The following is a 13,687-nucleotide window of genomic DNA, read 5'->3' as shown; positions in this document are numbered from 1 at the left end:
GTTGCTATACTGTTGTTGACCACCTGAATAAGAACCAAATGTAACTGATGCGATCAGGCATGGGGTGAACGAGCGTTGATGAGGCAACGCTTCTTCCTCCATGCCTTTTCGTTTGGGGGTCAGTCAAATTGGACTAAGGGGAGTGGGGAACATGAACAAGGCATTGAACTGGACGGCAACACTCGGATTGACGACGGCACTACTCGTTTCATCGATTCCGGCAGCGGATGCGGTCATGGCGGAAGGAACGCCGACGATGTCGATCGACCAGCGCGTCAACACGAAGCTAGAATCGATGACGCTCGAACAAAAAATCGGGCAGATGATCATGCCGGACTTCCGACTCTGGAACGGGGCGAACCATACTTCTCTCGCACCGGAAGTGGCGCGTGTCATCAATCGTTTTGATCTCGGTGGCGTGATTTTGTTTGCGGAGAACGTGAAGGAGACGGAACAGACGACGAAACTCGTTCATGATTTACAGGAAGTCGTGAAGCAAGACGACAGCAATGACATTCCGCTCTTTGTCACGATTGACCAAGAAGGGGGTATCGTGACGCGTCTTGGGACAGGGACGAACTTACCAGGAAATATGGCAATCGGGGCCACTCGTAACAGTCAATATGCGTATGACGCTGGAAACATCATCGGTTCTGAATTGAACGCACTCGGGGTAAACGTGAACTTCGGACCAGTACTCGACGTCAACAACAATCCAGGAAATCCGGTCATCGGGGTCCGTTCATTCTCGAGTGATCCTGAACTCGTCGGCGAACTCGGTTCGGCGATGACACAAGGCATTCAAGACCAAGGTGTCGCGGCGACGGCGAAACATTTCCCGGGTCATGGGGATACGGCGGTCGACTCACACTATGGACTACCGATTGTCGATAAGTCGCTCAACGAATTGCGTGGACTCGAGTTGTTGCCGTTCAAACGCGCAATCACAGAAGGGATCGACATGATTATGACGGCACATATCGGCATGCCGCAAATCGAAGATGAGGTCGTCGAGTCGGATCGTGGGACGTTCCCACTCCCAGCGACGCTCTCGGACGATGTCATCACGGGCGTGCTACGTGAGGAACTCGGATATGACGGAATTGTTGTGACTGACGCGCTCAACATGCAGGCCATCTCCGACAACTTTACGGAAGCAGAAGCAGTCATCAAGACGTTTGAAGCGGGCGTCGATATCGCCCTCATGCCGACGATTTTGCGTTCGGAAGCAGACGTGATCAAACTCGAAGCCATCTTTGATGAAGTCATCCAAGCGGTGAAAGATGGACGTTTATCAGAGGCGACCATCGATGAGTCGGTCGAGCGTATTTTAAAACTGAAAGCAGAGCGCGGTATTTGGGGAGAAACAATCGATTCGACGACGCTCGAGGCGAAGCTCGCAGAAGCGAACGCCGTCGTAGGTAGTGCGGAGCATAAAGCGAAAGAGCGTGAAATCGCGGAAGCAGCCGTCACACTTGTGAAGAATGAGGACAAGACACTCCCGTTCAAACCGAAAAAAGGGGACACGGTGCTCGTCTTGTCACCAGCGAAAGATCAGACGGACAGTATGGTGAAGACAATCAAGTCGCTTGAGAAGAACGCCGGGAATATGAAAAGCGTGAACGTCATCACAGCCAACTATTCGGCATCAACTCCACACTTAACGCAAAATCCGGTACTTCAACAAAAAGTCGAGGCAGCCGATTACATCATCGTCGGTTCGAACGTGAACAACAGCGCGAAATTGAAACCGACATCAGCCGATCATTACGTGCCGGCTGAGGTGTTCCGTTACGCCAACGAGACAGGGAAGAAGTCGGTCTTGCTCAGCTTGCGTAACCCATACGATGTCGCCGTTCAGCCAGACGCTCCGGCGCAGCTCTTGATTTACGGGTTCAAAGGTGATCCGAACGGACCGGACTCGGAAGCAGGGAACTTGAAATCGGCCGGACCGAACTTGCCGGCGGGCATTCGTGCCATCTTCGGTGAAGTGAAGCCACAAGGGAAGTTGCCGGTAGACGTACCGAAATTTGTGGACGGTGTGTTCCAAGACGAGAACTATGCAAAGTTTGGAGACGGATTTAAGAACTGGAATCGCTAAATGAACATGAGCTCACCCGAAGGCGGGGAGCTCATTTTTTTATGCCTCGAAATAGGCGATGACGAGTAGACCCGGACCGGTATGGGCACCGATCGCAGAGCCGACAAGTGTTTTCGTGATGTGTTTCGGTTGAACATGCTCAAGGACCATCTTCTCGAACTGTTCCGCTTTTTCAAGGTCGTCACCGTGACCGATGAAGAGGTCACCGTTTTCGACGAGTGGCTTCGATTCCATCGTCCATTCGACCATACGGCGCATGACCTTTTTATGACCGCGTACCTTTTCGATTGGGACGAGTTTCCCGTCCTCGACCGTCAGTAATGGCAGAATCGTCAACAAGTCACCGATGAAGGCACTCGCTTTCGAGACGCGTCCGCCCCGCATCAAATATTCGAGTGACTCGACCGTGAACAGGTGGCGAATCTTTCCGACGAGTGAAGCAGCATACTCACTTGTTTCTTCATACGTATGGTCTTGTCCGTACTCTGCGACCGTCTTGACGAACAATGCCTGTCCGACCGAAGCCGTTCGCGTATCGATAATCTTGAACTTGCTATCTGGATACTCCTCTTTGAGCATCTCACCGACCATGACAGCCGTTTGATATGTACCGGAGAGCTCTCCGGAGAAAGCGAGATATAAAAACGGGATTTCAGCTTCGAGATGTTGACGGAAACAATGCTCGATTCGTGATGCCTCGATTTGGAACGTCTTCGGTGTCTTACCTTGACGCATCACATCGTACACGTCTTTCGGTTGAATCGTCTCCCCGTCTAAAAACTCTTCGTTGTCGATGATGACACCGAGCGGTAAAATTTCAAGACCGTACTCGATGATTTGATCGTGTGTCAAATCGGCCCCGGTGTCTGTGATCAGTTTAAACATTGGATGAATCACTCCTCTGTTAATTGTTGTTCGATCTCGCGTAATGGTTCATTCCGTTTCCACATCCGTTCGAGCTGGCTCACGAGTGTTGTTTGTTCTTCAGCCGTCAGTGACGCGTTTTGGAGCGTGCTGACAGTGGAAAGGACGCGGTAGGCCCGTGTCAGGACATCTTGAACCGTGAGAGGAATGCCGAGCAAGTCTTCTAACGACGCCATCGTTTCCGGTACAATGGTCGGGTACGTGAACTTGGTCGCTTCCCCTTGGATGGCCAAATCATAAAAGTCTCGGATGATTTCGGCACGTTCGCTCCCGCTCTGTCTTACGCTCAAGTAAATTTGAACGGCGACACCGCCACGGACGCGACGTTGCGAAATACCAGCGAACTTTTTGCCGTCAATCGACAAGTCGAAACTTCCCGGACAGTACGAGCCGACGATTTCACCTGGGACGATGTCGCTCGTGACGTCTTGGAACATGTGTTGGATGAGGGAAGTCATGGCCTCATAGCCGCTGTCGATTTGAATGCCGTCATTCTCGGGTAAGATTAAAGATAAGTTCAAGACATCCTCGTCTAACACGACGGCGAGCCCACCCGAGTTACGGACGACCGGTCGGAAGCCGCGCTCGTGCAAATACCGGACCCCATCTTTTAAATGAGGTAACCTTGCATCTTGAATTCCGAGTACAATCGTATTCGTGTGCACCCATGCGCGCAAGACAGCGCCTGATTGTTGGGTTGAAGCACATAACGTGTCATCCGTCGCGAACGATTGTTCCGCTTGAAACATCGTGCCTAGGCTCGATTGGTCGATCACACGATAGCTCGGTTGTTTTAATAATGGATGGATCATATACTTAATTCCTTTTCACAAATAATTTTCCTTCTCATTATAGCATGGAGGGAACGATTCGTTTGAAGTCGAATCTAGAACATAACGAAACGTAGGAGGGCATGTCATGTACTCGTCACGAGGACAATTATCTGGATCCAAAGTATTTAAAGATCCGGTACACCGTTATATTTACGTCTACGATCACCTTATTTGGGAACTGATCAACACGAAAGAATTCCAACGCTTACGTCGCATCAAGCAACTCGGGACATCCTTTTTAACGTTCCATGGCGCAGAGCACACGCGCTTCCATCATTCTCTCGGAGTCTATGAGATTGCGCGCCAATTGATTGACCAGTTCCAACAATATCCGGAATGGGATGACCGCGACCGCGAACTGTTATTGGCGGCGGCGCTTTTGCACGATGTCGGTCACGGTCCATTCTCACACGCGTTCGAACACGTCTTCTCTGTTCGCCATGAAGTGTGGACCGAGCGAATCATTTTAGGCGATACCGAGGTCAACCAAGTGTTGTCGGAGATGGGTGTCGGGTTCGCAGAAGAGGTGGCTTCCATCATCAACAAGACGCACCCGAACCGCTTGATCGTCAATATGCTCAGTTCGCAGCTCGATGTCGATCGGATGGATTATTTGCTCAGGGATGCGCACTTTGCGGGTGTCAGTTATGGGAAGTTTGATTTAGAGCGCATGTTGCGTGTTCTTAGACCAGATGAGGACCAAGTCGTCGTCAAACAGTCGGGGATGCATACGATTGAAGACTATATTATGCGCCGCTATCAAATGTATTGGCAAGTGTACCTTCACCCGGCGACACGTTCGAGCGATCTTCTCTTAAAAGCGATTCTTGAGCGGGCGCAGGAACTTTATGAGAGCGGCTATGCATTCAAGATGGTACCGAAACATTTCTTACCGATCTTTGAGCAGAACAACATGTCGCTTGAACAATATTTGAAGTTGGACGAGACGGTCGTCTACTTCTACTTCCAGGAGTGGATGGAGGAAGACGACGCGATTCTAGCCGATTTATCGAGCCGTTTCGTGAATCGTCGTTTATTGAAATATAAAAACTTCCCGGAAGCGAACCGCGTCCGCTATATGGAACGGTTGCGTCAGACGATGGAAGGCATCGGACTTCCGCCGAAATACTACTTGCTCGAAGATCAATTGAGTCAATTGCCGTACGATTTATATAAAGGACAGGGCAAGTATGAAGGCATTTATCTTCAGATGAACGATGGGGAACGGAAAGAGATTTCGGAAGTGTCGATGCTCGTCCAGTCGATTTTAAACTCGAGACAATCGGATGAAAAAATTTACTATCCAGAAGATGTATTACTGAACTTAAGGGATCATGCGAATGAAAAATCGTGGCTCTTGTCGACGTTGAAATCCGAATAACCCGAAAAGGGGCGTGACACGATGGAGATTGCGACACTGATTGGTGGCATCGGGATTTTTTTACTCGGGATGACCTTACTCACAGACACGCTGAAAAAATGGGCCGGTACTCGACTTCGTCATCGGTTGAACCAATTCACCGATGGCTCGTTGTCGGGGGCGACACTTGGCGCGATGTTGACGGCTTTATTTCAATCCTCTACCGTCACGACGTTGATGACGATTGGTTTTGTGAGCGCAGGATTGATCACGTTCACGCAAGCATTGCCGCTCATCATCGGGGCGAACGTAGGTAGCGCGACGACAGGATGGATCATCGCCGTCCTTGGCTATAACGTAGACGTACGTCAAGTGTTCTTGCCGCTCATCGGTCTCGGAATGGCGCTTCGTCTCTCAGGACCACGTCTACGACGAATCGGGCTATTATTCGTCAGTATCGGTTTGATTTTTGTCGGGATTGGGACGCTACAAGAAGCGATGCGGGATGTCGTCACGTTCTCGTTCGGACCAATCGAGTCGATACGTTTTTCTCAACAGGCGTTCCTGATTGGTATCGGGTTTGCGATGACGGTTGTCCTTCAGTCGTCGACGATTGGGCTCGTCTTAACGATGACGGCTCTTGCGACTGCCGCGATTTCACTTCCGCAAGCCGCTTTTTTGGTACTCGGTCAAAGTGCTGGGACGAGTCTTGTCGTGGCACTCGGTTCAATGGGAGGCTGGAAGTCGGCCCGACGCATCGTATTGGGGCATGCGATTTACCACGTGTCCATCGTCCTCATCGGATGGCTGACGTTCCCCGTTCTCTTCTTTGTCGTCAATCGAGTAGCCGATTGGTTCAACTGGAACGACTTGTTACGCCTCGCCCTATTCCATACGACGTTCCATGTGTTAGGTGTCCTCTTGTTCTTGCCATTTTATCAACCGTTCGCAAGAAGGTTACTAAAATGGATTCCGAGCCGATCAGAAAAATTGACACGTCTGCTCGACAAGAACATGTCGCAACTCCCGACGGTCGCTCTTGAGGCGGCGCGGCGGTCTTTACTTGAGATTGAACGCTATTTAGGGAACGAGACCGAGTTGCTCGTCCGGGAGGGACGTCTCCGGGAAGATGAGTTGACGCTCGTCGACAAGACGCTGAGCGATGTCCGTGTCTTTTTGAGTACGATTCAACTAGACGATGTCGGAAAGCAAAATGACTACGGGCAACACTTGTCCCTCCTGCATTCAATCGACCATCTCGAACGGTGGTTGTATGTATTGCGAGAAATCGAACCGGTCCAGTCACTGCGGGACACGGACTTTTTAGCAGCGCGCGAACTCGTCCTGCACGAACTCGATCTCGTTCATCAATTGAACCATCATACGCCACCGGAAGATTCGAAGATGTGGAAACAGGCATCAAAACAGTTGGCGGAATATCGGAAGGCACATCGCTCTGAGCTGCTAGAAGAAACGGCGGCGAATCAGTTGGAGATGGACCAGACGATCCAAAAAGTACAAGTATTGCTGTGGCTTGACCGGATCGGTTACCACATTTGGCGGGCAACACGGCACTTGATTAAGCCGACCGTGCCGAGTGAACGGTTCGAAGTGAACCGAGAAGATTGAAGTAAAATGGAGGAATGAAAATGGCGACATGGGTGACTCACTTTCGTATCGCGGAGCGGATTCTCGAGACAGATTCCGCGTTTGAACGCATACCTTTTTTAGTAGGAAATATCGGTCCAGACTGTGGGTTGGTCGGAGCGGATGGACGTCCTGAACCACCGAAAACCATCACGCATTTCAAAACAGAGAACGGGATCTCCTCTGATTTGTTCAAACAGACGTATTTAGATGGAGGGACCACAAAATCGAATACAGAATGGTCTTATTTAGTCGGTTACTACTTTCATCTGATTACAGACGAATATTGGGTGCGGTTGACCCGTGCGAAAAAAGAAGAACCGATTGTACAGGCAATCGTCGGAACACCGGACTATACCCGTTTAGTCAAAACGGATTGGTATGGGATTGACTTTGAGTACTTGGCAAAACATCCGAATCATATCTTTTGGACGGATTTCTGTCACATTGACTCGTTCGAAGACGTCTTACCGTTCTTCCCTCAAGGACAGACGGGACAACAAATTCAAAACATCACGTCCTTCTATAAAACGCATCCATTTGACCCACAGCATGAATATGTATATATGTCACCTGAAGAGATCGATGATTTCATTGAAGAGGTTCTTTGTGGGCTACAAGCGAAAATTCAAGAAGTTCAACGTATACATATTTGACTTTGTGCTTAGAAGAAAAAACGGACCCCGATTCAAGGAGTCCGTTCGTTACTTATTTCTTGTCCGCATGCATGACGCCGGCTTGACCATAGTGCGTCGCATCCATTTCTTCGATGAAAACGGTGATGTTCTCTTTCGGAGCGTTCGTCGTCTCCGAGACGGCGTCCGTCACTTTTTCAATCAACGCGCGTTTTTGTTCCACGCTACGGCCTGGGAGCATTTTTACTGTTACGTAAGGCATGGGTCATTCCTCCTTTGCTGAAGTCTCTTTCATTGTAGTGAATCCACTTCCTCGAGAAAAGAAAATTTTCGTCCACCTCAAAGCTTGCGCTCACTTTTTCGACATTTCGGGTAAGGAACAAGACAGAGCGAATGTAGGAGGAATGAAGATGAAGTGGAAAGGGAGACAACAAAGTCGTAACGTCGAGGACCGAAGAGGGCGTAGCATCGGAGGAAAAGGGATTGCCGGGGTCGGGGGTGGTCTCGGATTGATTCTCGTCATCGTCTTTACATTATTGAATGGGGGAAGCCCGACCGACCTCGTCAACAATATCGGACTAGGTGAGCCGCAAACTGAAGGAACATACACCGGTACGGAGCGAGAAGAGGAGATGGCGGACTTTGTGGCGGTCGTCTTGAAAGATACGGAAGAAGTATGGACAGATATTTTTGCGGAGAACGGCATGACGTACCAAGAACCGACGCTCGTCCTGTTCTCGGGACAAGTTGAATCCGCTTGTGGCATCGCCGGGTCGGCGGTCGGCCCCTTCTACTGTCCGGGTGATCAAAAGCTGTACATTGATTTAAGTTTCTATGATGAGCTGAGTCAGCGTTTCAATGCGCCGGGTGATTTTGCGATGGCATACGTCGTCGCCCATGAGGTTGGGCACCATGTCCAGACGCTTCTCGGAACGACAGAAGAGATTATGCCGCTTCGGAATGAGATGAGCGAGACTGAATTCAATCGCTATCTCGTCCGTTTCGAGTTACAGGCGGACTACTACGCAGGCGTGTGGGCGCATCACGCGCAAGGGCTCGGCTATCTCGAAGCAGGGGACGTCGAAGAGGCGATGAATGCGGCTCACCAGATCGGTGACGATACGCTACAACGACAGGCGCGTGGATACGTGACGCCGGACTCGTTCACGCACGGAACGTCGGAACAGCGGATGCGCTGGTTCGAGAAAGGCTTTGAGACCGGATCGATTCAAGGTGGGGACACGTTCAATACGAACAACTTATAGGTCGGGCGCACGCTCGACCTTTTTAGCCGATTGGAATATGAGGATAGAATCCGCTATCATAAAAGAACAACAGTTGCAGGAAGGGGATGACCCGATGGAATCCTTACTTACGAAAATCGATTTAGCAAAAGACGATATGACGGCGGTTGAAAAGAAAATCGCGGACTATATCTTGTCCCATTCAACGCTCATTCCAAATATGACGACGAAAGAACTTGCCCAAAAGACGGATGTGTCCGAGGCGAGTATCGTCCGTTTTGCCCGCGTGGTCGGGATTGATAGCTTTAAAGCGTTTAAACTCGCGCTCGTGAAAGACTTGGCCGTCACCGAAACGACATTGACGGACTTCAACGTTCTCCAGCAAAAGGATACGCCGTACGATTCGTTTCAAAAAGTCATCCATGTGAATAAAGCGGCCATCGAGGCGTGTGCCGAAGCGATGGACAAACGCGAGCTCGAACATGCGGTGGACTTATTCGCGCGCGCGAATCGTGTCATCTTTTATGGGGTCGGTGGATCGTCGACTGCAGCGATGGATGCGCACTATAAATTCACGAAGCTCGGGTATGCGGCTACGACATCGCCAGATTTTCATTACATGTTGTCGTTGATTCCGCATTTAGGAAAATCAGATGTATTCGTCGCCATCAGCACGTCGGGTCGGACGAAAGATGTGCTCGAACTCGTTCGTTTCGCCAAGAAGAAGCGTGTTCCCGTCATCGCCATCACGAACTTGGACAAGTCGCCACTTTATCGGGAAGCGGACGTACGCCTTTGTACACCGAACGTCGAGAGCGATTTCCGAATTGCGAGCATCGCCTCACGGATGACGCAACTGACGATTGTCGATACGTTATATATGGGTCTCTTGCATCGAAAAGGGGAAGGCTTGATTGATCGCTATGCCGAAGCGCGAGATGAGATGGTGAAGTTGCGCCGATGATTCGACCGTATTCGAAAGAAGATCGACAGGAGTTGGAAGACTTTTTGGTAAAGCAACGTACCTTCGCTCGCTTGAATGGACAATCCATTCAAGCGTTCCGTGATGAGAACGTGGCGGATTTTGCAGAGGACGGCACCGTCAGTCTGATTATTCGTGCAGATGGACGGATTGTCGCCATCGCGGACCTGTTGAAACGACATCCCGTGGACGGTTCGCTTTGGCTCGGATTGTTCGTCGTCGATGAGACCCTTCACGGGACGGGCTTGGCACAAACGTTATATGAACAAGTGGAAGAAGAGTATATGCGCCCCTATCAGACGGTGTTTCGATTAGGTGTCCTTCCGAACAATCTCCGCGCTCGTCGGTTTTGGGAGCGGAACGGCTATGTATACGAAAAGGATTCTACCACGAATAAGGGTGTGCGCGTTCATGTCCTGAAGAAACAACTCATTCGACCGGAGTGAGTTTTTCTTTCGCAAATACTGAAATTAAATTTCAAAAATAATTAATAATAAATCGACTTTAAGTTTCGGTATAGTACGATGAAATCATAGAGAAGAAAGGATGGTGGCGATGCTAGAGAAATTGGCTACAGAAAGACGGAATGAACGAACGATGCAACTAGATGAGATGTCGATCGAGGAGCGATTGACGATCATGAACAGTGAGGACCGACAAGTCCCGCAAGTGATTCAACATCAGATTCCCGTCATTGCGCAAGTCGTGGAGCGGGTCATCGCATCCTTTCGTAAAGGCGGTCGCTTGATTTATATCGGAGCGGGTACGAGTGGACGTTTAGGCATTTTAGACGCCGCAGAGTGCGTACCGACGTTCGGGGTGTCCCCGGATCAGGTCATCGGGTTGATTGCCGGTGGCGAGCGTGCGCTCATTCAAGCGGTCGAGGGAGCAGAAGACAGCAAGGAATTGGCAGTCGGTGATTTGAAAGCGCTTCAACTGACGGCGGACGATACGGTCATTGGGATTGCGGCGAGCGGACGGACGCCGTATGTCATCGGAGGTCTCGATTATGCGCGGGAAGTAGGGGCAACCACCGCAGCCATTTCCTGTAATCAAGACGCAGTCATTAGTCGACATGCAGACTACCCGATTGAAGTGGAGACAGGACCGGAAGTCTTAACCGGTTCGACTCGATTGAAGGCAGGGACGGCACAAAAATTGATCCTCAACATGATTTCGACGACGTCGATGATTGGAGTAGGCAAAGTGTATCAAAACTTAATGGTCGACGTGAAGCCGACGAACGAAAAATTAGAAGTACGTGCCAAGCGGATGATCGCAGAAGCGACAGGGGTCGACATGGAAACGGCTGCGCGTTATTTTGCGTCATCTAAAGGACATGTCAAAACAGCAATCGTCATGATTTTGGCGGACGTCTCTTACGAAGAAGCCATCAAACGATTAGAGCGTGCGAACGGGTTTGTCCGCGAGGCGCTATAAGGGGGAAAATCGAGATGAAGAAAGAAGAGGTTTTAGCACGGGACATCCTCGCACATGTCGGGGGGAAAGAGAACATTCGTCAACTCGCTCACTGTATGACGCGTGTCCGGTTGTCGTTGAAGGATTCGACCAAAGCCGATCTTGACGCCTTGAAGAAGGTTGATGGCGTCATGGGGGTCATCGATGATGAGACGCTACAAATCGTCGTCGGTCCGGGAACGGTGAATCGGGTCGCAGATTATATGAGTCATGAGACAGGCCTTGCGATCGGAGAAGAGTCAGTGGATGCGAACTTGACGCCAGAGGAACGCGCAGCGGTGGAGCGTCAAAAAGTAAAAGAGAAGCAAAAGTCACCGTTCAAACGATTCCTTCGTCGACTCGGGAATATCTTCATCCCGCTCATTCCGGGTCTCGTCGCTTCAGGAATCATCAACGGGGCGGCGAACTTTGCCGTCAACGCCGGTGTCGACCGGACGGAGACGTGGATGCAGATTTTACTCGTTCTCGGTAGCACAGTCTTCGCATACTTAGCCATCCTCGTCGGGTGGAACACGGCGAAAGAATTCGGGGGGACACCGGTGCTCGGGGCGATTGCCGGGGGGATTCTATTCAACCCGCTCCTCGCAGACATTGTCATTTATGGGGAACCGCTCGTCGTCGGACGTGGAGGGTTGTTCGGTGTTATTTTTGCCGGTTGGCTCATGACGTATATCGAGAAGCACATTCGTCGCTTCATGCCGGTATCGATTGATATTATCTTCACACCACTCTTCACAGTCCTCATCGTCGGATTTACAGCGCTCTATGCGATCATGCCGGTCGCGGGTGTATTGTCAGATGGGATCATGCGAGGCATTAATGCGACGCTTGAGTTCGGGGGACCTGTCGCTGGTGCACTTTTGGCCGGTTTCTTCTTACCGCTCGTTATGGTCGGATTACACCATGGTTTGACGCCGATCCATTTAGAACTTTTGAATACGGTCGGGACGACGGCGCTTCTTCCAATCTTGGCGATGGCGGGTGCCGGTCAAGTTGGTGCGGCGCTTGCGATTTTTGTGAAGACAAGCAACCCACGACTCCGTAATATTATCAAAGGGGCCATCCCGGTCGGTTTCCTCGGAATCGGTGAACCACTCCTTTACGGGGTCACGCTTCCGCTTGGACGTCCGTTCTTAACGGCTTGTCTCGGCGCCGCGGTCGGTGGTGCCTTTCAGGCAACGATGAAGACGGCTGCACTTGGCATTGGCGTATCGGGTCTATCCCTTACGCCACTGATTGACGACGGAATGTACTTGACGTATGTCGCCGGACTATTGATTTCTTATACGGCAGGCTTCTTGTTTACTTATTTCTTCGGCTTCAAAGAAGAGATGGCGGATGGGATTTGACAAACAAAGATGGCTCGGTCGAGTCATCTTTTTCTATACGTTTTGTGAGGAGGGAAATAGATGAGAGGGATTTCCGTTTACTTAAGTGAGGAACTGACGTCTGTGTCTATTGATTGGATCGAACGCATGCGAGAGAGCGGGTTTACAAGCATCTTCACATCGCTTCATATTCCAGAAGACGATTCGACGTTATATACAGGACGGCTCCAGCAGTTAGGGGAATTGGCAAAACGTCTGGAGATGGAGCTCGTGGCAGACATCGCTCCGTCATCTCTACAGGCGCTCGGCAAGGACTGGAATGATGCCCATACATTGTTAGAGTGGGGCGTCACAGGGTTACGTGTCGACTATGGCGTCACATCGAAACAAGTGGCCGACTTGTCACGACATATGATGGTCGCGCTCAATGCTAGTACGCTCACGGAAACAGAGTTTGAAGAGATGGTGCGGCAGGGATTACAGCGTGACCACGTCGAAGCGTGGCATAACTTTTATCCTCGTCCTGAGACGGGGCTCGACCGCTCCTGGTTTGACGAGAGAAACGCCTGGCTACATACGCAAGGAATCAAGGTACAAGCGTTCATCCCTGGAGATGAACAATTGCGTGGTCCGCTTCATGAGACGTTACCGACACTCGAGGAGCATCGCCATCAGTCTCCGCTTTCGTGTTATATCGATTTACAAGCGACGGTCGACCGGATTTTGATTGGTGACCCGCGCGTGTCCAATCAGGCGATGCGACAATTTCAAGCGTACGATGAAGGGATCATCGTCCTTCATGCAACTTCAGAGTACAGTGTCGATTCATTACCGACACTGCATACGAACCGGATGGATCCAGCCCGAGATGTCATTCGTTCGGTCGAATCGAGAGCTTACGGACGACCAGGTGACCATTTGATTCAACCGCAAAATACAGAAGAACGACTGCTCGGCAGCATCACGATGGACAATGAACGATATGGACGTTATGCGGGAGAACTGCAAGTAACGAAGCGAGATTTGCCGGCAGATGAACGGGTCAACGTCATCGGTCGGGTCATTGAAATGAACCGCACGCTCGTTCAACATATCGGACCTGGTGGACGTTTCCAAATCGATTGGACGTGACTCGGGATTGCCACCATCCTATA

The 13,687-nt window shown here is 50.6% G+C and carries 13 protein-coding genes; 10 read left to right on the top strand and 3 right to left on the bottom strand.

Going from position 1 to position 13,687, the window contains the following annotated elements; genetic code table 11:
* Positions 1-151: 151 nt before the first annotated feature.
* Positions 152-2,101 carry a glycoside hydrolase family 3 protein gene (locus KNO99_RS01660; RefSeq protein WP_214744690.1) on the top strand — a complete coding sequence of 650 codons (1,950 nt, stop codon included), beginning with the start codon at positions 152-154 and terminating at the stop codon, positions 2,099-2,101.
* Between the two features lie 39 nt (positions 2,102-2,140).
* On the opposite strand, the gene KNO99_RS01655 is transcribed toward KNO99_RS01660, so the two are convergent.
* On the bottom strand, positions 2,141-2,986 hold the full coding sequence (locus KNO99_RS01655; protein ID WP_214744688.1) for a DegV family protein: 846 nt from the start codon (positions 2,984-2,986) through the stop codon (positions 2,141-2,143).
* Positions 2,987-2,994: 8 nt separating this feature from the next.
* Complete coding sequence (locus tag KNO99_RS01650) at positions 2,995-3,837, bottom strand: lipoate--protein ligase family protein (protein ID WP_214744686.1); 843 nt, start codon at positions 3,835-3,837, stop codon at positions 2,995-2,997.
* Between the two features lie 106 nt (positions 3,838-3,943).
* Here KNO99_RS01650 and KNO99_RS01645 point away from each other — a divergent pair, with 106 nt between their 5' ends.
* Genes KNO99_RS01645 through KNO99_RS01635 form a run of 3 tightly spaced genes read left to right on the top strand, consistent with a single transcriptional unit; the run spans position 3,944 to position 7,521 of the window.
* On the top strand, positions 3,944-5,239 hold the full coding sequence (locus KNO99_RS01645) for an HD domain-containing protein (protein WP_214694686.1): 1,296 nt from the start codon (positions 3,944-3,946) through the stop codon (positions 5,237-5,239).
* Positions 5,240-5,260: 21 nt separating this feature from the next.
* A complete protein-coding gene (locus tag KNO99_RS01640) occupies positions 5,261-6,847 on the top strand; it encodes a Na/Pi cotransporter family protein (RefSeq protein ID WP_214744684.1) in 1,587 nt (528 codons plus the stop codon).
* A gap of 20 nt (positions 6,848-6,867) precedes the next feature.
* On the top strand, positions 6,868-7,521 hold the full coding sequence (locus KNO99_RS01635; protein WP_214744682.1) for a hypothetical protein: 654 nt from the start codon (positions 6,868-6,870) through the stop codon (positions 7,519-7,521).
* A 52-nt stretch (positions 7,522-7,573) separates the two neighbouring features.
* On the opposite strand, the gene KNO99_RS01630 is transcribed toward KNO99_RS01635, so the two are convergent.
* Positions 7,574-7,762, bottom strand: a complete 189-nt coding sequence (locus tag KNO99_RS01630; RefSeq protein WP_214744680.1) for a 2-hydroxymuconate tautomerase — start codon at positions 7,760-7,762, stop codon at positions 7,574-7,576.
* A gap of 148 nt (positions 7,763-7,910) precedes the next feature.
* Between KNO99_RS01630 and ypfJ the strand changes: the two genes are divergently transcribed.
* The 6 genes from ypfJ (at position 7,911) to KNO99_RS01600 (ending at position 13,664) form a co-directional block, all read left to right on the top strand.
* Positions 7,911-8,765 carry a KPN_02809 family neutral zinc metallopeptidase gene (gene ypfJ / locus KNO99_RS01625; protein WP_214744678.1) on the top strand — a complete coding sequence of 285 codons (855 nt, stop codon included), beginning with the start codon at positions 7,911-7,913 and terminating at the stop codon, positions 8,763-8,765.
* Positions 8,766-8,859: 94 nt separating this feature from the next.
* Positions 8,860-9,708 (top strand): MurR/RpiR family transcriptional regulator, encoded by an 849-nt coding sequence (locus KNO99_RS01620; RefSeq protein WP_214744676.1) that lies wholly within the window; start codon positions 8,860-8,862, stop codon positions 9,706-9,708.
* Positions 9,705-10,172, top strand: coding sequence for a GNAT family N-acetyltransferase (locus KNO99_RS01615; protein ID WP_214744674.1), 468 nt, complete (start codon positions 9,705-9,707; stop codon positions 10,170-10,172). Before KNO99_RS01620 ends, KNO99_RS01615 begins: the two co-directional genes overlap by 4 nt.
* A gap of 100 nt (positions 10,173-10,272) precedes the next feature.
* Positions 10,273-11,166, top strand: coding sequence for an N-acetylmuramic acid 6-phosphate etherase (murQ, locus tag KNO99_RS01610; protein WP_214744672.1), 894 nt, complete (start codon positions 10,273-10,275; stop codon positions 11,164-11,166).
* Between the two features lie 14 nt (positions 11,167-11,180).
* Positions 11,181-12,554: a PTS transporter subunit EIIC gene (locus KNO99_RS01605; RefSeq protein WP_214744670.1), complete on the top strand. Its 1,374-nt coding sequence runs from the start codon at positions 11,181-11,183 to the stop codon at positions 12,552-12,554.
* 60 nt (positions 12,555-12,614) lie between these two features.
* Positions 12,615-13,664: a DUF871 domain-containing protein gene (locus KNO99_RS01600; protein ID WP_214744668.1), complete on the top strand. Its 1,050-nt coding sequence runs from the start codon at positions 12,615-12,617 to the stop codon at positions 13,662-13,664.
* Positions 13,665-13,687: the final 23 nt, after the last annotated feature.

The sequence above is a fragment of the Exiguobacterium sp. s189 genome (genome assembly GCF_018617615.1).
In the GTDB taxonomy this organism is placed as follows: Bacteria; Bacillota; Bacilli; order Exiguobacteriales; family Exiguobacteriaceae; genus Exiguobacterium; species Exiguobacterium aestuarii_A.
This window is presented reverse-complemented; position numbering and strand designations above follow the sequence as displayed.